Raw genomic sequence first — 21803 nt, 5'->3', positions numbered from 1 at the left:
GATAACGGGAAAGAAAAGGTTACTGTACACGGGTAGGCACTTTTGGAACCGAAAGTGCCGTAAGAAAACGTGGTGGCAGCAGAAATTTGCCGTATTTAAATGCGAAGCCACGGCAAATTCCGTTACTGGGCACGTATGCGTGAACAGTAACAAGAAAATGGCACTTAGGATGGCAGGGCTGTCGCTTATGGGGGTGCTGCTCTTGAGTGGCTGTGGAAATACGGGAAAGAGTGCGGTGGCGGCAGCGTCGTCTACATCCGCCAGTGAGACATCCAATGAGGCGGGTAAAGGTACGAAAGTGTCCCAGCCGGCAGAAAACGTGGATGCACAGGTGGCGGAGGCATCACTTCCACAGCCGGGTGAGGCGATCAGTGCGTCCCTGACCTGGAAATCGCGGATGGAGCTTGCCTATGCGACCCAGTTTGTGGTTGATACCTATGAGGATGCGGACGGGATGCAGTACGAAGCAGTTTCGGTTGCGGATGGAAGCCGTTTTCTTCTGATTCCAGAGGGCGGAAAGGTGCCGGAAGATCTTCCGGATTCGATCCAGGTGCTTAAGCGCCCGGTCAAACAGATTTATCTGGTAGCGACCGCGACCATGGATATGTTCCGGATGCTGGGAGCGCTCCCGGATATCCGGTTTTCGGGAACCGATGCGTCGGGCTGGTACATCCCGGAGGCAAAGGAGGCGATGGAGAATGGGTCAATTCTCTACGCAGGCAAGTACAGCGAACCGGATTATGAGCGGATCGTCTCGGAGGGCTGCGGTCTGGCAATAGAAAATACGATGATTCTCCATTCGCCGGAGGTAAAAGAAAAGTTGGAAAGTTTCGGAATCCCGGTGCTTGTGGATCATTCCAGCTACGAAGCACATCCGCTGGGGCGGACGGAATGGATCCGCCTGTATGGAGTGCTGACCGGAAAAGAAAAAGAGGCGGAAGCGGCATTTGCAAAGCAGGAAGCGGCTTTGCAGCGTGTTACAGAAGAAGGTTCGGATGCGGAGAACGCAGGCGGGAGCGTAAAAACAGAACAGACGGCACAGGCGGAAAAGCCGTCGGCGGCATTTTTCTATATTACGAACCAGGGCAGCGTGAACGTGCGCCGTTCCTCTGATTATATACCGAAAATGATAGAATTAGCGGGCGGCAGATACATATTCGGGCATCTGGGGGATGACGGAAAGAGGTCTTCGACCGTCAATATGCAGATGGAAGAATTTTATGCAGCCGCGAAAGAATCCGATTATCTGATTTATAACAGTACAATCGACGGGGAGATTCACTCAATTTCGGAGCTTTTGGCAAAAGCGCCGGTTCTCAAGGATTTCAAGGCGGTACAGGCGGGAAATGTCTGGTGCACGACGAAGAATCTCTATCAGGAATCCATGTCGGTTGGAGCAATGCTGGAAGATATCCATGCGATTTTCAGCGGAAGCCAGGAAGATGGGACATATCTGTATAAATTGCAGTCGTGAGGATGGAAAGTGTAATAAAGATAGATAGGAGAAACGATGCGTTCAGTATCAGAAGCAAACAGACAAAAACAGGAAAAAAAACAAAGAAACCTGGCGCAGGCAGGCAGACAGGTGCGGATCGCAGCCACATTTCTGCTTCTGATTGTGTTGCTGCTCCTGTCGCTTATCTGGAGTGCCTGTTCAGGCAGTGTATCGGTTCCGATTATGGAATTTTTACAGGAATTGCGGGAGCCTAAGCTGCGTGGAATGGCGTGGACGATCATCTGGGAGATCCGCCTGCCGCGCGCGCTGGCGGCGCTGATCCTTGGCGGGGCGCTGGCACTGTCAGGGTATCTGTTACAGACCTTTTTCCACAATCCGATCGCGGGTCCCTTTGTGCTGGGAATTTCTTCTGGTTCAAAGCTTTTGGTAGCACTTGTGATGGTCGGATTTCTGGAATGGAATATTACGATCAATTCGGGGATGCTGGTGGCAGCGGCATTTGCCGGAGCGCTTCTCTCTATGCTGTTTGTGCTCCTGGTCGCGCGGAAAATGGAACAGATGGCAATGCTGATCGTCGGGGGCGTGATGATCGGCTATATTTGCTCGGCAATCACGGATTTTGTTGTGACCTTCGCCAGCGATGCGGATATTGTCAACCTGCATAACTGGTCGCGCGGAAGTTTTTCTGGTATGACATGGGAAAATGTGGCAGTCATGGCGGGCGTGACCTTTGTCTCAGCGGCAGCGGTGTTTCTGTTATCCAAGCCGATCGGCGCATACCAGATGGGGGAGACGTATGCGAAAAGCATGGGAGTCAATGTCGCACATCTGCGTTTCTTTATGGTGATTTTGTCCAGCATCTTATCTGGCTGCGTAGCGGCATTTGCCGGTCCGGTTTCCTTTGTTGGAATCGCGGTTCCGCATCTGATCCGCTGGCTGTTTGCCGATACAAGACCGCTGGTACTGATTCCGGGCTGTTTCCTGGGCGGAAGCGTGTTCTGCCTGTTCAGCGACTGGCTGGCGCGGACGGTCTTTGCCCCGACGGAATTGAGCATCAGCACGGTAACAGCTGTCTTCGGTGCGCCGGTCGTGATTTTTGTGATGATGCGGAAACATCGAAAGAGCACCTGAAGCATAGAGCAGCAGAGGAGAAAATACCATGAATCCAGAAAATGAGGAGAAGATCTACTTTTATACAGAGGACTTACAGGTTGGATACGGTGGAAAACAGATCTTAAATCCAGTTCGGATCGGGATAAAGAAGGGTGAGATCCTGACTTTAGTCGGACCGAATGGAGCCGGAAAATCGACCATTTTAAAGAGTGTCGCCGCGCAGCTTCCCCCTCTGGGAGGCGCGGTTTACCTGGACGGCGCGGACCTTCTGGGAATGAAGGGAACGGAGCGCGCACGGAGGATGGCGGTCATGTTTACGGAAAAGGTTCATGCAGAGTGGATGATCTGCCGGGATGTTGTGGCAGCCGGGCGTTATCCGTACACGGGGCGGTTTGGTGTCCTCTCGGAGGAGGACTGGAAGGCAGTTGATGAGGCGATGGAGGCAGTGCAGGTATCAGAGCTTCGGGAGCGGGACTTCCAGACGCTCAGCGACGGTCAGCGGCAGCGGGTGATGCTGGCGCGGGCGCTCTGTCAGGAGCCGGAACTGCTGCTTCTCGATGAGCCGACTTCCTATCTGGATATCCGTTATAAGCTGGAATTTATGTCGGTCTTGCAGGAGCTGGCGCGCCGCAAGAAGGTGGCAGTCATTTTATCCATTCATGAACTTGATCTGGCGGAGCGCGTCTCTGACTGGGTGCTGTGCGTCAGCCCGGGGCAGAAAAGTCAGTTTGGACGCCCGGAAGAGATGCTGACTCCAGAACATCTTTCCGAGCTTTTCCAGGTCGAGGAAGGGCGCTTCCGTCAGACAGGCGGCAGTATGGAGCTTCCGCGTCCGGAGGGGGCACCAGAGGTGTTTGTGCTGGCAGGAGGAGGAAGCGGGCGCGCTGTCTTCTGGCAGCTTCAGAGAGCTGGAACCACGTTTGCGGCAGGGATCGTATCGGAAGCCGACTTAGATTATCCGGCGGCTTGTACATTGGCGTCCAGATTGATTGCAGTCCCCGCATTTGAAGAAATATCAGAGGAAAAGGAACAAGAAGCCAGAGAATGTCTGGATGCGTGCCAGTGCGTGATTGCGTGCCGCAGGCAGTATGGGGGCTGGGCGGCGGCGAACGACCGGCTGCTGGCGTATGCCAGGGAAAAAGGAAAAAAGATTGAATATCACAACCTTCCGCTTCATAAAATGCAGTAAATCAAAGCATTTTGCCGCGTGGCTGCGTGCAGGGGAGCGGGAGGTTTTTTATTTGATGAAAAGTAAGAAAAGCAGAAAAAAATGGCTTCTAAGCCTTATGGCTGTGATGGGAATCTTTCTGGCGGGGGTCTATGCGGTTGCATGCGGCGGTGAAAAACAGGCAGAAAAATTGCGGGATCTGGAATTTGCCGTCATAGGTCCCGATGAGACGCCGCAGGAGCTGTCGCAGATCATAGAAGAAAAGAAGAACGATTCCTTCCGCCTGACTTACACAAGCGGAAATGACCTCTACATAGCTGCCGGGTACGGCAAGCAGGAGACCGGCGGCTACAGCATTACGGTTCCGGAGTTGTACCTGACGGACAATTCGATCATCGTCAAGACCGAGTTAAAAGGACCGGAGAGAAGCGAGCCGACCGGGGAAGAGCCGTCGTATCCGTATATTGTGCTGCGGACGGAACTGCTGGAGGAACCAGTGGTATTCCAGTAGTTTCCTATGAAACAAAAAAACAGGAACCGGCGAGAGTATCATCCGGTTCCTGTCTTTATGCAGTTTCTGCAGAACGATTTCCGCAGGATTTCCTATATGAGTATAAGACTGGTTTCCTGATTACAGGGAAAGAGCCTCTTTTACCTTGGAAATGATGTGAAGTCCGATGTCTCTGGAAGCATCTACGGACTGAGCGCCGATGTGCGGGGAAACGATGAAGTTGTCGCACTCGAACAGCGGGCTTGCGAATGTATCATCACCTGTCAGACCGCTGCCAGCCAGCTCGTTCTCCATAACGTCTGCTGCGTAGCCGCCGATCTTGCCAGCTTTCAGAGCCTCGTACATGTCTTTCTCGTTTACGATACCACCACGGCTCATGTTCAGAACAACTGCATCATCCTTCATCTCAGCGATGGACTTAGCGTTGAACAGATCCTTTGTCTCTGGTGTCAGCGGTACGTGGATAGATACGAAATCAGCTACCTTTAACATCTCGTCTACGGACATGCCAGTTGCATGCTCTTTCTCGAAATCTTCCGGTTTCAGGAATGGATCGTAAGCAACGACAGTCATACCAAATGCACGACCAAGTTCGCCGACTCTCTTACCGATACGACCGAAGCCCATAACACCCAGAGTCTTGCCGCGAAGCTCACGACCTTCGAATTTATATTTGTTCCACTCGTGTTTTACTTTTACATCGTAGTTAGCTGTGAAAGTACCACGGGAGATATCTAACATCTTGGAAATGGTCAGCTCTGCAACTGCGTTAGCGTTTAAGCCCGGTGCGTTGAAGATCTGGATTCCTTTGGATTTTGCATAGTCCATATCAATGTGGTTCAGACCAACGGAGCAAACGCCGATAACCTTCAGGTTCTTAGCAGCGTCGATGATCTCCTGATCGATCTTCGGATCTACACGCATGATCAGAACGTCTACGTCACCGATTTCAGCTAATAACTGATCCTTGGTGGACGGCAGATTCTCTGCAGTTTTAACTTCCATGTATTTGCTGAGTTCTTCAGCAATACCAGCGTATACTTTGTCAATGATAAGACACTTCATAGTTTAATTTCCTCCGCTCTTATTTTGTAAAATGTACCTATATGCAAGTATACCTAAAATCTGCTGTTCAGTCAAGTCATTTTGCCGTACCAAACAGAAACTCGTATTCGATTTTTTATATAACACTTATAAGTAAATGCTGGATAAAAAGGTGTTTTTGTAGAAAATGCCGCGAGAGCGATTTATAAATTGTATTTTGAGATAGGGCAGACTATAATAAAGGTACGATGCAGTTCAAAGTCCGGTTCCGGACGGCATTCGATGATTCTGCCCGCAAAGAGGGCATCTGTGATTCACAGAAATATCCGGGTATTTATGAAATTTCATAATGCATTTTTTGTTTCAGGGGAAACTGCGTCCTATGAAACAAAAAAACAGTCATATGATTTCGTGATGCTGAATATAAGTATCATATCGGCATTTAGAAAACATGGCATCTTATATCTTGAATGATATTTGTGTGTGATGCGGTATTTTATGCTGATTTAAACTCAGCACAGAAAATTTCAGGTTACGGTTCATTTAATGCGAAGCCACGGCAAATTCCGTTACGGGGCACGTATGCGTGAACAATAACAATTTTAGAAAGGATGGAGAAGGTTGAGAGAGGAGTACGGAAATTTAGAACGTGCTTACGAAAGAATGCGGTTCGGCTGGCAGGAGACATTTGCCGGGGAATGGCAGAAAGGGAGAATGTATGGGGAAAAGAGAAGACAGAAGATATGGCGGGAGGCTGGCAGTGCTGACATTTGTGCTGCTGTGCCTGCAGGGCACCGGCGGACAGGCTTACGCACAGGAAGATAAGGCGGGAGAACGGCGGATCCGTTATTCTTCTTCCTATTTGAAAGAGGCTGAGATACCAGAAGCGCCGGAAGAATATCTGGAAGAGGGGGAAATTACCTACCGGCTTGTGGGGACAGAGATAGAGGCGGTGCCGGTGCGCGGCAGAACGCGGGAGGTTTCGGGGGAGATGGTCTATCCATCCGTGACGCGGGAACAGGAGATCCCGGCGAGAGCGCCGATGGAGGTGGAGGATCGGGAGAGCCGGAAGACCGTATCGGTTATGCTGGATCTGAAAAGAACCTCTTATGAGAACGAACACTGGCAAGATGGATTTGAGATTTCGGTCGTATTTCACGAATACGGGGCGGACACATACCGGCTGGGTGGAACTGTCGTGATGCATGATGAAAAAGTACCGCCGTTGGAGGCGTGCAGGGAAGAACTGATTGCAAGTGCAGGGCTATCGGAGGATGAGGTGCAGATTGAGTCGGCAAGCTGGGAGGGAGATGCTTATCAGGATGAGGCTGGCATCTGGTGCCGCAATGCGGCGGTACAGGCAAAACGCCGCGTATGGGACTGCCGGGCAGTGTACGGGGGGACGGTCAGACTTCCGGCATATGAGCGTTACCGGAGGCGGATGGAGTATGAAAAAGCGGAACCGGAGGTGGAAGAGATGACAGAAATAGAAGCGGATCCGGGAACTCTGGTGGAAACAGAGACTGCGCCGGTGGAAAACCTCCCGCTTCCGTTCTGGAGACGGTGGATTCACTACGGACTGACGATCAGTATAAGTCTGCTGCTGCTTTTACTGGCATGGCTTGGATTTCGGCAGCTGCGGCGGATGGCGCGTGAAAAAAATGAACGGTAGGTTATGTGGGCGCAGTTGATAAAAGGAAAAAAGTGCCGTATACTAGAAAACTGGTAAGCTGGCGGTTATGGTTCATGTAAAAAAAAATTTTGAAATCAGAGGCACGGCGTGAGGATATGCCGGCAGCCAGAATCGGGGATCAGACCAGAAAGAAGAGGGAAAACGGCGTGACAAGAGATGTTGTATTTAAAATGGAACGTCCGGGACTGGTAGAAGTCGGACAGACAGTAGAGGTGACGGAGTCGGTGACGCCGTTTAATGTCAATTATATGATTGAACCGGCGGTGGCGATGTCGGGGCTTTTTAAGCTGAATGACCGGATTCCCGCCGATCACGGCGTGGTAAAGGCGATCGAGGAAAATGACCGCGGTTACTATGTGACGGTTACGTTTGAGTATGAATAAAAGGACAGAAAGGGAAAAAGATGGCAGGAAAAATACCGAACGATCCGATTATGTGCCTGAGCTTTGTGAACACACAGCTCAGAGATTTTTACCCGGATTTAGATGAATTATGCAGTGCGTTTGATACAGAACGGTCGGAGCTTGAGAAGAAGCTGCAGGCGGTGGGATATACCTATGACAGAGAAAAGAACCAGTTCCGCTAGGGCACGGTCAGGCTTTACGCTGGCAGAACTGCTGATCGTGACCGGGATTGTGTCGATTCTCGTTGCAGTTTCGATCCCGATCATGTCCGGACAGGTACAGAAAGCGAAGGAAGTGCGGGCGAAAGCCGAGGCGAGGATTCTATGCATGGCGCTCTGGATGTACCTACATGATTTGGATGAGCAGGACATTCATCCGGAAAGCTGGGAGCTGATGATGGATCTGGGTGGTTCTTTCCGGGATCTGGGAGAAAATCCGCTGGAAAACTATCTGGATGGAGAGATTTCTGAGGATGTGTCTATCTACAGCGTGTATTACAGTGATACACTGGAAAGCTATGAGGGAATCTTGTGCGAGATAGGTGGAATCGAGGTGGAAGCGCTGATCAGCGGAAAGACGGAGATTGTGAATCCATAAAAAATAGAGAGGCAGGTTACTGTTCACAGGTAGGCACTTTTGGAACCGAAAGTGCCGTAAGAAAACGTGGTGGCAGCAGGAATTTGCCGTATTTAAATGCGAAGCCACGGCAAATTCCGATACTGGGCACGTATGCGTGAACAGTAACAGAGGCAGGATGTCTTACAAGGAAAGTCTTGTAAAACCCTGCTTCTTTCTATATAATGAGACAGTAAAGCTGTCTGTCTGGAAATGAAAATAGCAGGATAAAAACCAGACGGTTTCGGACAGATACAAGAGAAAAGAGAGGTATCAGTATGTTTCGCGCGATAAAGATAGTAGGAACGATCGTCAGTTTCCTTGTTGGTTCCATCGGCACATTGCACCGTATGGATAAACAGGGACAGGTAGATCCGGTCGCAGTGGAGGAAGAAAGCACCCAGATGGTGCGTAATATTTTTGAAAAACTGCTCAAAATGGCAGGTGTGACGGTAGAGGTGCGCGGATATGAAAATATTCCGCAGGATCGCCCGGTGCTCTATGTGGGAAACCACCGGAGCTATTTTGATATCCTGGTTGGCTATACGACGGTTCCGGGACTGATGGGATTTGTGGCAAAGAAAGAGATGGAGAAGATTCCGCTCTTGTCAAAATGGATGCTCAATGTCAACTGTCTGTTTTTAGATCGGAATAATATAAAAGAAGGTTTAAAAACGATTCTGGCGGGGATCGAGAAGGTGCGCCGCGGCGTTTCTGTCTGGATTTTTCCGGAGGGAACCCGCAATAAAAATGAACAGCTTTCAGATCTACTTCCATTTAAAGAGGGAAGCTTGAAGATTGCAGAGAAATCTGGCTGTCCGGTTGTTCCAGTTGCGATCAAGGGAACAGCGGAGGTCTTTGAGAAGCATATTCCGCTTATTTGTCCAAGCCATGTCGTGATTGAGTTCGGCGAGCCGTTTATCGTGAAAGAGCTGGATCCGGAGAACCGGAAGTTTGTCGGCGCATATACGAGAGAAAAGATCGCAGGGATGCTTTCAGAGATGGAAAAGGAGAACAACTAAGAGATGGATTTGCTGGAGATAAGAGGGCGTCTGGACCAGATTGACACCCAGATAGAAAAGTTATTTGAGGAGAGAATGCGCCTTTGCAGCGAGGTGGCAGAGTATAAGATCGCGACCGGAAAGGCGGTTTACGATGCCGAGCGTGAGAAACAGAAGATCGAGTCAGTTCAGGCGATGGCAGAGGGCGAGTTTAACAAGCAGGCGGTTGCCGAGCTGTTTTTGCAGATGATGACGCTGAGCCGCCGGTATCAGTATCAGACGATCGCAGGGCGCGTCGGCGGTCCGGATCTGGGCTTTCATAAGGTGGAGAAGCTTGAAACCGCCGGAAAACGCGTGGTGTTCCAGGGATTAGAGGGCGCTTACGGTCATGCGGCGGCGCTGCAGTTCTTTGGAAAAGACGCGGATATCCATCATGTACGCCGGTTTGAGGATATGATGGTGGAGATTCAGGAGGGAAAAGCCGATTTTGCGGTGCTTCCGATTGAAAATTCTTCCGCCGGTGCCGTGACGGACAACTATGATCTGCTTTTAAAATACGACAATGTGATCGTGGCGGAGACATTTCTGCCGGTACATCACTACCTGCTTGGCACACCGGACGCGGAACTTTCCGATGTGAAGCGTGTTTTTGCCCATCCGCAGGCGTTGATGCAGAGCAGCGACTTCTTAAACCAGCACGACTGGCAGCAGCTCAGCATGGAAAATAATGCTGTGGCGGCACAGAAGGTACGCGATGAGAAAGATCCGTCACTGGCGGCAGTCGCAGGTGAGGTGGCAGGTGAGATTTACAGGCTCAAAAAGCTGGCAGGTCCGATCAACAACTGTCCGGACAATACGACCCGTTTCCTGATTCTGGCGAAGGATCGCGTCTATCAGGCGGGTGCAGAGAAAATCAGCCTCTGTTTCGAGCTGCCGCACCGCAGCGGTACGCTGTACAGTATGCTCGGCAATTTTATTTTCAATGATGTCAATATGCGGATGATCGAGTCCCGTCCGATCCCGGAGGAGAGTTGGCAGTACCGCTTCTTCGTGGACATCGAGGGAAACCTGGAGGATGCCGGTGTGCAGAATGCACTGTACGGAATCATGCGCGAAGCGAAAAATGTAAAAATATTAGGAAATTACTAGACTCTTTAGCTTAGGACAAGACAGAATGGGTTGCTGTCCACGGGCAGGCATTTTTGAGACTGAAAGTACTGTAAAAAAATGTGATGGTAACCGGAAAGGCAGAATAATGGAAGAAAAAAGAAAAAATACGATGATTTTATACCGCAACCTGCGGTATCAGCAGTTATTTGACGATATGTGCAGCCTCTTAAAACCAGAGGAAGGCGAGGCACGCCCGGATGCATATGCATGCGCGAGTCAGCTCATCGATCTGGCAGTGACCTATGGATTCCGCGGAAACCTGTGGCATTGTTTCCTGGCGTTCTGCATGGCAAACAATGAAAATGCCTACAGCACATCCTGCGAGATCATCGGACCGGTCGGCGGCAGCTTAAGCGAGCTTGCCCGTCACGATTTTGCACAGGTCAGAGAGCTTTTTTCCCTGGATATTGCCCGTCTGGACGAGGCTGAGAACGGCATCTGGTCGGAGATGAAGCATTACGAAAATGCGCTGGAAAACAGCAAGGCGTTCAACCACCGCATCCGCGACCGGATCGTTGAATTATCGGTTTCCCTGGAGAATGCGGAGAGTGATCAGGAATTTCAGGATATCGTGACCGAATTTTATAAAGAATTTGGTGTCGGCAAGTTTGGTCTTAACAAAGCATTCCATATTATCATGGATGACGAGGCAAAGCAGGTCGATATCGAGCCGATCACGCGCGTGGAACATATCGAGCTGAGCGATCTGGTCGGCTATGAGCTGCAGAAAGCCAAGCTGATTGAGAATACCGAGGCATTTATCGAGGGGCGCGCGGCAAACAACTGCCTGCTTTTCGGTGACAGCGGTACTGGTAAATCATCCAGTATCAAGGCGATCTTAAATCAGTATTATGACCGCGGACTCCGCATGATCGAGGTGTACAAGCACCAGTTTCGCGGACTGTCAGATGTCCTGGAGCAGATCAAAGACCGCAACTACAAATTTATCATTTATATGGACGATCTTTCCTTTGAGGAATATGAGCTGGAATATAAATATCTGAAAGCAATCATTGAAGGCGGTCTCGGCATCAAGCCGCAGAATGTCCTGATCTATGCGACATCGAACCGCCGTCACTTAATCCGCGAGAAATTCAGCGATAAGCGCGAGCTGGACGACGATCTGCACTCCAACGATACGGTGCAGGAAAAACTGTCCCTGGTTGCGCGTTTTGGCGTCACGATCTACTACGGCTCACCGGACAAGAAAGAGTTCCAGAACATCGTCCGCGTACTGGCAGATAAATACCACATCCATATGCCGGAGGCAGATCTGCTTCTGGAAGCCAACAAGTGGGAGTTAAGCCACGGCGGGCTGTCCGGACGTACTGCCACCCAGTTTATTGCAAACTTACGCAGCAAGCTGAAAGGAGAGATCAAGTAATATGACCGTTAAAACCTTTGCCGCTATTGATGTGGGTTCCTTCGAACTGGAGCTGGGAATTTTCGAGATTTCTGCTTCCGCCGGAATCCGCGAGATTGATCATGTGCGCCATGCGCTGGCGCTTGGCAAAGACACGTACAATGACGGACGTTTGAGCCACGAGATCGTGGAGGAAATGTGCGAGGTCCTGAATAAGTTCCGGGAAGTGATGAAAACATACCGGGTATCGGATTACCGGGCATTTGCGAGCAGTGCGCTTCGGGAGGCGCGGAACAGCCAGATGGTACTGGACCGGATTCTGGTGCGTACCGGACTCCGGGTCCGCACGATGAACAACTCGGAGCTGCGTTTTAAGAGTTATAAAGCTGTTGCAGCCAGGGAGGAAGAATTCCAGCGCACCGTGAAAAATGGCGCGGCGCTGATGGATGTCGGATTCGGAAGCACCCAGATCTCCCTCTTTGATGAGGAGGTACTGGTATCGACGCAGAACCTTCTGCTCGGCGTGCTGCGCTTAAGTGAAATGTCAGCACACTGGCGCGTCGATTACCGGAAGATCCCGGCGATCATCGATGAGCTGGTAGAAAATGAATTATACACATTTCGGAAGATATTTTTAAAAGAGCATCAGATTGAGACGCTGATTGCGACCGGCGAGACAATGAACTATATGATCAGCCGAGGCATGCATGAAAAAGGCGGGGCGCGGTTCACGGCAAAGGAATTTGGCGTGTTCTGCGAGAAGCTGATTGGAATGTCCTCGGAGGAGATTCAGGAGCGCTATGAGCTGCCGCAGGATTACGCAGAAGTGCTGATTCCAAGTGCGATTCTCTACCGGAAGATATTAGACATGACGGGTGCTTCCTATATCTGGGCACCGGGGACGACACTCTGCGATGGTATCGCAGCAGAGTACGCACAGGAAAACCGTCTGGTCCGCTTCCATCATGATTTTGAGGCAGATATTCTCTCAACGGCGCGCCAGATGGCGAAGCGCTACCGCTGCCACGGCGCACATGTGCGCGAGGTAGAGCGGTCGGCGGAGATGATCTTTGATGCAACGAAAAAATACCATGGTCTGGGAGCGCGGGAACGCCTGCTTTTAAAGATCGCAGCGACCCTGCATGACTGCGGCAAGTTTGTCAGCATCACGCGCGGCTCGGAAAGCTCGTACCAGATCATCATGGATACGGAGATCATCGGAATTTCCCATCTGGAGCGCGAGGTTGTAGCCAATATCGTGCGCTACAACATTCAGGAATATGCCTACGATGAGGTCATCCTGGAGTCGGATCTGTCCCAGTATGCGGGGCTTGGAACCTCCCGGAGAGAGCTGACGATCCTGATTGCGAAGCTGACGGCAATTTTGCGTCTGGCCAATTCGATGGACCGCAGCCACCGCCAGAAGCTGAGCGACAGCCGCATCGCTGTGCGGAACGGCAGTCTGGTGATTACGACGGACTGTCCGGAGAGTATCGTGCTGGAGCAGTATTCATTTGACCAGAAGGCAGATTTCTTTGAGGAAGTCTTTGGAATACGGCCTGTACTCAGGCAGAAAAGAGGGGTATAAGGATGTCGGATGCAGTGTTGAAATACGGAGAACCTGAAAATTATGTAAACCGTGAACTGAGCTGGCTGGAATTTAACTACCGGATTCTGGGTGAGGCGCGCGATAAGACGACCCCACTGTTTGAACGCCTGAAATTTTTAAGCATCACGGCGTCGAACCTGGATGAGTTTTTCATGGTCCGCGTGGCATCCCTCAAGGACATGGTTCACGCCAATTATACGAAGCGGGATATTGCGGGTATGACGGCACAGGAACAGCTGGATGCGATTGATGGAAAAACGCATGAGCTGGTCGAGAATCAGTACCGGACCTACAACCGGATGCTCCTGCCGCTCTTAAAACAGCACGGTCTGCGCGTGGTCACCGAGCATGAGAAGCTTACGAAGGAAGAAGCGGTGTACGTTGATCGGTATTTTGAGGAATCGGTCTATCCGGTCCTCACGCCGATGGCGGTTGATTCCTCACGCCCGTTCCCGCTTATTCACAATAAATCGTTAAATATCGCCGCGCTGGTCCGCAAGAAAAAGGGAGACGGCGAGCTGGAATTTGCGATGGTCTGCGTGCCGGGCGGGCTTCCACGCGTGGTGGAGCTGCCGTGCCAGGAGGGCAAATCTATCATTTATCTGGAAGAAGTCATCGAGCGGAACATCGACAAATTGTTCTTAAATTATGATATTATCAGCTGCCATCCGTTCCGTGTCATGCGAAATGCCGATCTGAGCATCGACGAGGATGAGGCGGAGGATCTGCTCAAGGAGATCGAGCAGAAGCTCAAGAAACGCCAGTGGGGCGAGGTTATTCGCCTGGATATCGAGAAAAAGGCGGACAAGCGCCTCTTAGACATCCTCAAAAAGGAGCTGCACGTTGGCGGGCACGCGATCTATGAGATTGACGGGCCGCTTGATCTGACCGTCCTCATGAAGGTGTTCGGTCTGCCGGGCTTTGATGAATTTAAGACACCGCCGTACACGCCGCAGCCGGTTCCGGCGCTGATGAATGGGGATGATATTTTTGCCAATATCCGCAAAGGCGATATATTGCTGACCCACCCGTTTGAGACTTTTGAGCCGGTCGTCAATTTTATCAAGAAAGCTGCCCGCGACCCGGAGGTGCTGGCGATCAAGCAGACACTCTACCGTGTCAGCGGCAACTCCCCGATTATCGCGGCGCTCGCCGAAGCGGCGGACAATGGAAAACAGGTGTCGGTCTTGGTTGAGCTGAAAGCCCGTTTTGACGAGGAAAACAATATTCTCTGGGCGAAGATGCTGGAAAAAGCCGGCTGCCACGTTATCTACGGTCTGCTGGGGCTGAAAACACACAGTAAGATCACGCTGGTAGTGCGCCGCGAGGAAGAGGGCATCCGCCGCTACGTCCATCTGGGAACTGGAAATTACAACGATTCGACGGCAAAACTTTACACCGACTGCGGTCTTTTAACCTGTGATCCGCTGATCGGTGAGGATGCGACTGCAGTCTTTAACATGCTGTCGGGTTATTCGGAGCCGCTTGGCTGGAACAAGCTGTCGCTGGCGCCGCTGTGGCTGCGCGGACGTTTTCTGCGCCTGATCCAGCGGGAAACGCGCAACGCCCGCGAAGGTATTCCAGCGCGGATCGTGGCAAAGATGAACTCCCTGTGCGACCGTGAGATCATTGAGAGTCTTTACGAGGCGTCCAATGCGGGGGTAAAAATACAGCTCATCGTCCGCGGCATCTGCTGTCTGCGCGCCGGGATTCCGGGATTAAGCGAGAATATAACGGTCTGCTCGATCGTTGGAAATTTCCTTGAGCACAGCCGTATTTTCTACTTCGAGAACGACGGTGAACCGCAGATTTTCATGGGAAGTGCCGACTGGATGCCGCGAAACCTCGACCGTCGTGTGGAGATTCTCTTCCCGGTTGAGGATGAGAAGCTGAAAGCACGCATCTGTCACATCTTAGAGGTACAGCTTGCCGACAATGTCAAGGCGCAGTACCTGAGACCGGATGGAACCTACGCTAAACGCAACCGCCGCGGCAAAGAGCCGGTCTGCGCGCAGGATACCTTCTGTGCGGAGGCAGTGCAGGCGGCGAAGGAAGCTGGAAAAAAGCAGGACCCGGCGGCGATGAGGGTGTTTATTCCGCTGGAACAATAAAGAAATTGCAGTTCGCAGATAAGCAAAATTCTCCAAAAATGTAATAAATTTTTAAAGCATAAATCCTCCCCATATGGTAAACTGGAAACAGGTATATTCGTCTGGTATTTCGCATAGAGATACCGGGAACCTGCATTACATATGAGGGAGGTTTTTTTATGTCTGAAATACACGTTCTGGTGGTGGATGATGAGAAAGAGATTGCCGATCTGGTGGAGATTTATCTGGTCAGTGATGGTTATAAAGTATATAAAGCATCCAATGCGTTAGAGGGATTGGAGATTCTGGAGAAGGAGACGATTCATCTGGTGCTTCTCGATATCATGATGCCGGGGATGGATGGTCTGGAGATGTGCCGCAAGATCCGGGAGACGAACAATATCCCGATCATCATGCTGAGCGCGCGCTCAGCGGATCTGGATAAGATTCTGGGACTGGGAACCGGCGCGGATGATTACGTGACGAAACCATTTAACCCGCTGGAGCTGACGGCGCGCGTCAAATCACAGCTTCGCCGCTATACGCAGTTAAATCCGCAGAGCGGTGCAGGAAATCAGGTTAAAAATGAGATCTCGATCAAAGGACTCACGATCAACAAAGATAATCATAAAGTGATGGTGTACGGCGAGGAGATCAAGCTGACGCCGATCGAATTTGACATTGTGTATCTGCTGGCATCCAATCCGGGGCGGGTCTTCAGCACCGATGAAATCTTTGAGAAGGTGTGGAATGAGAAAGTCTACGAGGCAAATAACACGGTTATGGTACATATCAGACGGCTTCGCGGCAAGATGAAGGAGGACACCCGACAGAACAAGATCATTACAACGGTCTGGGGGGTAGGATACAAAATTGAAAAATAAAAAAGATATGAGTCGCCGATTCCGGACACGGATGGTCATGAACATCGTTTACAGCACCGTGGTGGCATGCCTGGTGGAGGTGTTTCTGATTGCCAATGTTTCGATGATCAGCAGCTATCTGCGGGAGACGCGGTACCGGGATTCTTTTTTCCTGCGCCTGACGGAGACAGAGACACTGATGGCATTTGTCTATCTTCTGTCGGGCATCGCGATCTTCTCAGTCACTTTTTTTGCCCTTCAGGAGCGGTCCATGCGCTATATCAGCCGGATCTCGTCCGCGATTCAGAATATTTCCGAGGGCGATTTGAATACGACGATCGAGGTGCGGGGCGATGACGAGTTTACGGCGATGGCGGTTAATTTAAATAAGATGGTCGGGGATATCCGGAATCTGATGGACAAGGAGCGCGAGGCGGAGCGCACGAAGAACGAGCTGATTACCAATGTGGCACACGATCTGCGGACACCGCTGACCTCGATCATCGGCTATCTTGAACTTCTGTCCGGCAAGGTGGAGATTCCTGCAGAAATGCAGAAAAAATATATTGATATTGCCTATGCAAAATCGAAACGTCTGGAAAAACTGATCGAAGATTTGTTTGGTTTTACCAAAATGAATTATGGAAAAGTGGCAATGCACGTGTCGAAGGTGGACATCGTCAAACTGCTCAGCCAGCTGTTGGAGGAATTTTATCCGAGCTTCAAGGACAAAAACCTCTCCTACGAGCTGCAGAGCAATGTCCCGGGCAAGGTTATCACGGCAGACGGAAATCTTCTGGCGCGCCTCTTTGACAACCTGATCAATAACGCGATCAAATACGGTGCAGACGGAAAACGGGTGCTGGTGCAGATTCATGCGGAGGAAGAGGTCGTGACTGTCTCGGTGACGAACTACGGTTACGTGATTCCGGCGGACGAGCTGCCTCTTTTATTTAATAAATTCTACCGCGTGGAACAGTCGCGATCGACCAACACGGGCGGCACAGGGTTAGGTCTGGCGATCGCCAAAAATATCGTCGATATGCACGGCGGCACGATTCAGGTGACGAGCGATCTGAATGGAACGGTGTTTACGGTGCGCCTGCGGACGAATTTTGACATCAACAGGGAAAATTTCCAGATGCCGTAAAGGCGAGTGTGGGAAAGAATCTAATAGACATTTTAATGGATTTTTGGTTACTGTTCACAGGTAGGCACTTTTGGAACCGAAAGTGCCGTAAGAAAACATGGTGGCAGCAGGAATTTGCCGTATTTAATGCGAAGCCACGGCAAATTCCGTTACTGGGCACGTATGCGTGAACAGTTACAGATAGGGAGAGAAAGGATGCAGAAAAAGAGGGGAATACAGTTCTTTTTTGCGATATTGATCGGATGGATGGCACTATTCTGCCTTCCTGCAGGGTACGCATATGCCTCACAGAAGGAAGCAGATGCGCCGCTGTCGATGGATGTTTCCTATGGATTTGACAATACGGCAAAGAGTGACCGTTACCTTCGGGTAACGGTCCTTCTGAATAATGATACAGCGCCGTTTGAGGGAACGCTGGAGTTTCTGACCGCGCAGTCCAGTCTGGAGGCGTACCAGTATTCCTATCCGTTATCGTTGGCAGCGGGGGAGAAGTTTGAACAAGAATATTATATCCCGCTGGGTGTGCGGGCGGATCAGATGTTTGTATCGGTACAGGATGTAAACGGGAAAACGGTCATCCGGAAACGTCTGAAACTTGGTTCTGAGGAGGACGTTGCGGAGAGTTATATCGGAATTTTGACGGATACGCCGGAGGCACTTTCTTATTTAGACGGCGCGGGCATCCGATATGGGACGCTTCGGACGCGGGCGGTTTTTCTGGATGCCGAGCAGGCACCGGATGACCGGCTGGGTTACGATCCGCTGGATCTGGTAATTGTGTCTGGATTTGACCTGGATTCGCTCAGCGATGTCCAGTATGAGGCGCTGCGGCGCTGGGTGGAAGACGGCGGTACGATCCTCTTTGGCGGCGGTGTGGATTGTGCGAGAAATTATGGCAGGTTTGCAGAGAAGGTGCTGGAGCCGCCGTATCTGGATGCGGTAACCGTTCCGGTCAGTCTGGGCGGGGAGACGGCACCGGGCGAGCAGACGGGGGAGATCCAGGCAGAATGCGTCGATGTGAACCTGAAGAACGGCAGCACTCTGCTGGCGGGGGAAGTGTTCCCGCTGTTATCCCATACGAACTGCAAACGGGGGCGGATCGTGGCAGCTGCCTTTTCGATGGATGCGATCAGCGATTTGTGTCTGACCAATCCATCCTCATTTGAAAAGCTGTATACGCTGGTGCTGGGAAGTGATACCGTGGACGAGCTGGCACAGGAGGATTACTACGGTTATTCGGGCTCGTATTTCAGCGTACAGGGGCTGGTCAACACCGGCAATGCGGGGCGGCTTCCGAAGGTTGCGGCGTACACGGCGATCGTGGTGGTCTACCTGCTTTTGATTGGTCCGGGCATCTATTTCTACTTAAAAAAGCGGGGAATTTACCGGTATTATCTGCCGGCGGTGACACTGGGGGCGTTTTTGTTTACCGGCATTATTTATGCGCTGGGCGTAAAGACACGCTTCCGGGAGCCGTTTGTGACGTATGCGTCGATTCTGGATACCTCGGGAGAAGAGGCGGAAGAAGCCACTTATATGAACATCCGAAGCCCTTATAACAAGCCGTATTCAGTGAGCTTAAAGCCGGGCTATGAGGTGCGCCCGATGACGCGCAGTTACTATTACGATGCGGTTTCGGCGGTGCGCTTTACCGGTGAGGAAGAGTATCATACAAACTTTGTTTATCAGCCGGAACGGGTCGAAATTAAAATGCGGGATACGGTCGCATTTTCACCGAATCTGTTTACCCTGCGTCGTGAGCTGGAGAAAACGGACGCGATGGGCGTTCAGGGAAATATTTCCTATTTTGACGGCGTGGTGTCGGGAACGGTAAAAAACTGTTTTGAGGAACCGCTGGAGAATGCGGCTCTGCTCATCAATGGGAAAGCGGTGCTGCTGGGAAGATTAGAGCCTGGGCAGACGGTTTCTCTGGATGGAAAGGAGAGCTGCGATTATCCGGTCAGCTATTCGTATGCGGCAGCACAGATGGTGACCGGGGCGGATCAGTATGAGAAAGCGGAGATTGAGGATCCGGACTATTTAAAGGCGCAGGAGCGGACGAGACTTTTGAGCTTTTATCTGGATTCCGGCGCGGGGCGCAATCCGTCTGAGGCGTGCCTGGTGGCATTTTCAACCCGGAAGCTCCAGGGAGAGGAAGATTTTCTGGCGGATGCGAGGACACTTCGGGAAGGATTTTGCATGGTGACCGAGTCAATCCCGCTGAACCGTGAAAAAGACGGAAAACTTTACCGTTCGGCGCTTGAGGAAGATCCAACGGTGCTCGCCGGAAATTATGAGGCGGCGTACAACACAATGTATAGCGGGGAAACAGCGGAGGCTGCGACGGTCGAATATTCGCTGGGAAGTGACCTTGTCATTGAAAAGCTTACGTTTGAGACTCTGTCACCGCGATTTTCGGAAAATCCGCTCTATCCGTATATGTCATCCTTCTCCGGAAGCATGTATTTCTATAACTATGAGACCGGGCGTAATGACCGGATCGAGCTGAAATCAGAGTATTCGGCAAAGGAGCTTTCGCCGTACCTGTCTCCGTCGAACACATTGACCGTCAAATATGTGCCGGAACAGACGGGAGAGTATGGCTGGGAAAGCCAGCTTCCAAGAATCTATGTCGTAGGGAGGAGAGAGTGATGCTGACGATTAAAAACCTCAGAAAACGATATGGCAATTTTCAAGCGCTGGATGGGCTGAATCTGGAGGTCGCGGACGGGGAACTCTTTGGATTCGTGGGTCCCAATGGGGCAGGCAAGACGACGACGCTCAAGATTCTTGCGGGACTCCTCGTTCCCGATGAGGGCGAGGTGGAGATCGGCGGACTGGATGTTTACTCAGACGGAAAAGAACTCCGGCGGCGGATCGGCTATGTGCCGGATTTCTTCGGAGTATATGATAACCTGAAAGTATCGGAATATATGGAATTTTTTGCATCCTGCTACGGAATTACGGGGCTGCAGGCGCGGACGCGCTGCCATACGCTTCTGGAACAGGTGCGGCTGGAAGATAAAGAGGACTTTTTCGTGGACGGGCTTTCGAGAGGTATGAAGCAGCGCCTCTGTCTGTCGCGGGCGCTCATCCACGATCCGGATCTTCTGATCCTGGATGAACCGGCTTCCGGGCTGGATCCGCGCACCCGGGTGGAGTATACGGCGATTCTGAAAGAACTGCGCGATCAGGGAAAAACGCTGCTCGTCAGCTCCCATATTTTATCGGAATTGTCAGAGCTTTGTACCTCGATCGGCATCATTGAGCAGGGAAGAACGGTTCTGCAGGGCAGCATGGATCAGATTTTTGCGCGGATCAACTCGTCCAATCCGCTTCTGATCTCGATTTTCAGCCAGAAAGAAAAGGCGCTTGCGATCCTGAAAAGCCATCCTTGCGTGCAGACGATCGCGGTGCAGGGGGATGAGATCAAGCTGGGCTTTTTGGGGGATCGGCAGGATGAGGCGCTGCTTTTGCAGCAGCTTATCGATGCGGATGTGATGGTCAGCAGCTTTATGCGCGAGAAGGGAAGCCTGGAATCACTGTTTATGCAGATCACAGGACATGAAGAAGAGAGGGCGGTGCTGAAACATGAGATGGAATCCGGTATTTAGGAGGGAAATGACAGTTGGAAGCCGCAGCATCCGCATGATGGCGATTCTGTTTGTTTTTAACAGTATTCTGGCGGCGGTGGCGCTGTTTAATATGTATTCGGTGGCGGAGCAGGTCAGGACGACGGCGGAGATCCAGTATTCGCAGTTTCTGGATCTCTACACGTTCGTCTCCTCGATCGAATTTATCATGCTGCTTTTCATCATGCCGGCGCTGACTGCCAGCAGTATCAGCGGCGAGCGGGAACGCCAGACGCTGGAACTGATGCTGACGACCACGATGGAGCCGCGTGACATGGTGCTTGGAAAACTGGCGTCCTCGCTGGTGACGATGCTGGTGCTGGCGGTCTCGGCGCTTCCGGTACAGGCGCTCGTATTTGTCTACGGGGGCGTTACGCTGCAGGACATCGGGATGCTGTTCCTGTGCCACGGCGTTGTGGCAATTTTAACGGGCAGTATCGGGATCTTTTATTCATCGGTGCTGCGCCGCTCGACGGTATCGACCGTCTGCTCCTATGTGACGGTGGTGGCGCTGACGGCGGGAACGATGGCGGTCAATCTGTTTGCATACCGGATGGCGCTCCGGGCGGCAGATTCGTATGCATCTAATCTCAATGCATCGGAAATGGCAAGTTCCGGCATTTTACGCTATCTCTTTCTTTTCAATCCGGCTGTCTCGTTTTATAATGTAATTAACGGACAGGCGGGAAGCGGCGACATGAGAAAATGGTTCGAGCCACTGTTTGGCGTATTTCCAGACAATGCGATCACAGCACACTGGACGGCGTACAGCCTGATTTTGCAGTGTATGCTGGCGATGGTGCTGATCGCGGCAGCAGTCTGGGCGATCACGCCGGGAAAATGGAATCGGCATGGGAAAAATAAAGGGAATAATAACCGATAGATAGAAAAAGCAGAAAAACAGAGAAACTATGAATTTGG

The 21803-nt window shown here is 51.4% G+C and carries 19 protein-coding genes; 18 read left to right on the top strand and 1 reads right to left on the bottom strand.

Annotated features, from left to right (window positions below):
* The first annotated feature begins 157 nt into the window (after positions 1 to 157).
* Genes DXC57_RS08240 through DXC57_RS08225 form a run of 4 tightly spaced genes read left to right on the top strand, consistent with a single transcriptional unit; the run spans position 158 to position 4248 of the window.
* Entirely contained in the window at positions 158 to 1474 is a 1317-nt protein-coding gene (locus tag DXC57_RS08240; RefSeq protein ID WP_118652188.1) for an ABC transporter substrate-binding protein, read from the top strand.
* 36 nt (positions 1475 to 1510) lie between these two features.
* Positions 1511 to 2587, top strand: a complete 1077-nt coding sequence (locus tag DXC57_RS08235) for an iron ABC transporter permease (protein WP_118652034.1) — start codon at positions 1511 to 1513, stop codon at positions 2585 to 2587.
* Between the two features lie 28 nt (positions 2588 to 2615).
* Positions 2616 to 3758, top strand: a complete 1143-nt coding sequence (locus tag DXC57_RS08230) for an ABC transporter ATP-binding protein (RefSeq protein WP_118652032.1) — start codon at positions 2616 to 2618, stop codon at positions 3756 to 3758.
* 55 nt (positions 3759 to 3813) lie between these two features.
* Positions 3814 to 4248 (top strand): protease complex subunit PrcB family protein, encoded by a 435-nt coding sequence (locus tag DXC57_RS08225; RefSeq protein WP_118492385.1) that lies wholly within the window; start codon positions 3814 to 3816, stop codon positions 4246 to 4248.
* Between the two features lie 120 nt (positions 4249 to 4368).
* On the opposite strand, the gene DXC57_RS08220 is transcribed toward DXC57_RS08225, so the two are convergent.
* Positions 4369 to 5313 (bottom strand): D-2-hydroxyacid dehydrogenase, encoded by a 945-nt coding sequence (locus DXC57_RS08220; RefSeq protein ID WP_022360306.1) that lies wholly within the window; start codon positions 5311 to 5313, stop codon positions 4369 to 4371.
* 697 nt (positions 5314 to 6010) lie between these two features.
* Here DXC57_RS08220 and DXC57_RS08215 point away from each other — a divergent pair.
* The 14 genes from DXC57_RS08215 (at position 6011) to DXC57_RS08150 (ending at position 21765) form a co-directional block, all read left to right on the top strand.
* Positions 6011 to 6964, top strand: a complete 954-nt coding sequence (locus DXC57_RS08215) for a hypothetical protein (protein ID WP_118743071.1) — start codon at positions 6011 to 6013, stop codon at positions 6962 to 6964.
* 116 nt (positions 6965 to 7080) lie between these two features.
* Entirely contained in the window at positions 7081 to 7368 is a 288-nt protein-coding gene (locus tag DXC57_RS08210; protein ID WP_243098996.1) for a hypothetical protein, read from the top strand.
* A 20-nt stretch (positions 7369 to 7388) separates the two neighbouring features.
* Positions 7389 to 7571: a DUF4250 domain-containing protein gene (locus tag DXC57_RS08205; RefSeq protein ID WP_022360303.1), complete on the top strand. Its 183-nt coding sequence runs from the start codon at positions 7389 to 7391 to the stop codon at positions 7569 to 7571.
* On the top strand, positions 7543 to 7986 hold the full coding sequence (locus DXC57_RS08200; RefSeq protein ID WP_182427983.1) for a type II secretion system protein: 444 nt from the start codon (positions 7543 to 7545) through the stop codon (positions 7984 to 7986). The genes DXC57_RS08205 and DXC57_RS08200 overlap by 29 nt, the downstream gene beginning before the upstream one ends.
* A gap of 296 nt (positions 7987 to 8282) precedes the next feature.
* On the top strand, positions 8283 to 9026 hold the full coding sequence (locus tag DXC57_RS08195) for a lysophospholipid acyltransferase family protein (protein ID WP_118538551.1): 744 nt from the start codon (positions 8283 to 8285) through the stop codon (positions 9024 to 9026).
* A gap of 3 nt (positions 9027 to 9029) precedes the next feature.
* Positions 9030 to 10154 carry a bifunctional chorismate mutase/prephenate dehydratase gene (locus DXC57_RS08190; protein WP_118652026.1) on the top strand — a complete coding sequence of 375 codons (1125 nt, stop codon included), beginning with the start codon at positions 9030 to 9032 and terminating at the stop codon, positions 10152 to 10154.
* Positions 10155 to 10260: 106 nt separating this feature from the next.
* Positions 10261 to 11559 (top strand): ATP-binding protein, encoded by a 1299-nt coding sequence (locus DXC57_RS08185; protein ID WP_182427984.1) that lies wholly within the window; start codon positions 10261 to 10263, stop codon positions 11557 to 11559.
* Between the two features lies 1 nt (position 11560).
* On the top strand, positions 11561 to 13126 hold the full coding sequence (locus DXC57_RS08180) for an HD domain-containing protein (protein ID WP_117796049.1): 1566 nt from the start codon (positions 11561 to 11563) through the stop codon (positions 13124 to 13126).
* A gap of 2 nt (positions 13127 to 13128) precedes the next feature.
* Entirely contained in the window at positions 13129 to 15258 is a 2130-nt protein-coding gene (locus DXC57_RS08175) for an RNA degradosome polyphosphate kinase (RefSeq protein WP_118652024.1), read from the top strand.
* A 158-nt stretch (positions 15259 to 15416) separates the two neighbouring features.
* Positions 15417 to 16121 carry a response regulator transcription factor gene (locus DXC57_RS08170; protein ID WP_118652022.1) on the top strand — a complete coding sequence of 235 codons (705 nt, stop codon included), beginning with the start codon at positions 15417 to 15419 and terminating at the stop codon, positions 16119 to 16121.
* Positions 16111 to 17250 carry a HAMP domain-containing sensor histidine kinase gene (locus tag DXC57_RS08165; RefSeq protein ID WP_333490916.1) on the top strand — a complete coding sequence of 380 codons (1140 nt, stop codon included), beginning with the start codon at positions 16111 to 16113 and terminating at the stop codon, positions 17248 to 17250. Before DXC57_RS08170 ends, DXC57_RS08165 begins: the two co-directional genes overlap by 11 nt.
* A gap of 195 nt (positions 17251 to 17445) precedes the next feature.
* Positions 17446 to 19902 carry a hypothetical protein gene (locus DXC57_RS08160; protein WP_118652020.1) on the top strand — a complete coding sequence of 819 codons (2457 nt, stop codon included), beginning with the start codon at positions 17446 to 17448 and terminating at the stop codon, positions 19900 to 19902.
* Complete coding sequence (locus DXC57_RS08155) at positions 19902 to 20864, top strand: ABC transporter ATP-binding protein (protein WP_118570288.1); 963 nt, start codon at positions 19902 to 19904, stop codon at positions 20862 to 20864. The genes DXC57_RS08160 and DXC57_RS08155 overlap by 1 nt, the downstream gene beginning before the upstream one ends.
* A 7-nt stretch (positions 20865 to 20871) precedes the next feature.
* On the top strand, positions 20872 to 21765 hold the full coding sequence (locus DXC57_RS08150) for an ABC transporter permease subunit (RefSeq protein WP_243023767.1): 894 nt from the start codon (positions 20872 to 20874) through the stop codon (positions 21763 to 21765).
* The last annotated feature ends 38 nt before the right edge of the window (positions 21766 to 21803 follow it).

Origin of the sequence: Clostridium sp. TF06-15AC, from assembly GCF_003481165.1 — a bacterium.
Classification (GTDB): domain Bacteria; phylum Bacillota; class Clostridia; order Lachnospirales; family Lachnospiraceae; genus Otoolea; species Otoolea fessa.
The sequence above is the reverse complement of the archived record's forward strand: the minus strand, read 5'-3'. Positions and strand labels throughout refer to the sequence as shown.

Excerpts from the sequence above, each read along its gene's own strand:
- DXC57_RS08240 (WP_118652188.1), top strand. The coding sequence starts at position 158 with ATGGCACTTAGGATGGCAGGGCTGTCGCTTATGGGGGTGCTGCTCTTG.
- DXC57_RS08235 (WP_118652034.1), top strand. The coding sequence starts at position 1,511 with ATGCGTTCAGTATCAGAAGCAAACAGACAAAAACAGGAAAAAAAACAA.
- DXC57_RS08230 (WP_118652032.1), top strand. The coding sequence starts at position 2,616 with ATGAATCCAGAAAATGAGGAGAAGATCTACTTTTATACAGAGGACTTA.
- DXC57_RS08225 (WP_118492385.1), top strand. The coding sequence starts at position 3,814 with ATGAAAAGTAAGAAAAGCAGAAAAAAATGGCTTCTAAGCCTTATGGCT.
- DXC57_RS08220 (WP_022360306.1), bottom strand. The coding sequence starts at position 5,313 with ATGAAGTGTCTTATCATTGACAAAGTATACGCTGGTATTGCTGAAGAA.
- DXC57_RS08215 (WP_118743071.1), top strand. The coding sequence starts at position 6,011 with ATGGGGAAAAGAGAAGACAGAAGATATGGCGGGAGGCTGGCAGTGCTG.
- DXC57_RS08210 (WP_243098996.1), top strand. The coding sequence starts at position 7,081 with ATGCCGGCAGCCAGAATCGGGGATCAGACCAGAAAGAAGAGGGAAAAC.
- DXC57_RS08205 (WP_022360303.1), top strand. The coding sequence starts at position 7,389 with ATGGCAGGAAAAATACCGAACGATCCGATTATGTGCCTGAGCTTTGTG.
- DXC57_RS08200 (WP_182427983.1), top strand. The coding sequence starts at position 7,543 with ATGACAGAGAAAAGAACCAGTTCCGCTAGGGCACGGTCAGGCTTTACG.
- DXC57_RS08195 (WP_118538551.1), top strand. The coding sequence starts at position 8,283 with ATGTTTCGCGCGATAAAGATAGTAGGAACGATCGTCAGTTTCCTTGTT.
- DXC57_RS08190 (WP_118652026.1), top strand. The coding sequence starts at position 9,030 with ATGGATTTGCTGGAGATAAGAGGGCGTCTGGACCAGATTGACACCCAG.
- DXC57_RS08185 (WP_182427984.1), top strand. The coding sequence starts at position 10,261 with ATGGAAGAAAAAAGAAAAAATACGATGATTTTATACCGCAACCTGCGG.
- DXC57_RS08180 (WP_117796049.1), top strand. The coding sequence starts at position 11,561 with ATGACCGTTAAAACCTTTGCCGCTATTGATGTGGGTTCCTTCGAACTG.
- DXC57_RS08175 (WP_118652024.1), top strand. The coding sequence starts at position 13,129 with ATGTCGGATGCAGTGTTGAAATACGGAGAACCTGAAAATTATGTAAAC.
- DXC57_RS08170 (WP_118652022.1), top strand. The coding sequence starts at position 15,417 with ATGTCTGAAATACACGTTCTGGTGGTGGATGATGAGAAAGAGATTGCC.
- DXC57_RS08160 (WP_118652020.1), top strand. The coding sequence starts at position 17,446 with ATGCAGAAAAAGAGGGGAATACAGTTCTTTTTTGCGATATTGATCGGA.
- DXC57_RS08155 (WP_118570288.1), top strand. The coding sequence starts at position 19,902 with ATGCTGACGATTAAAAACCTCAGAAAACGATATGGCAATTTTCAAGCG.
- DXC57_RS08150 (WP_243023767.1), top strand. The coding sequence starts at position 20,872 with ATGACAGTTGGAAGCCGCAGCATCCGCATGATGGCGATTCTGTTTGTT.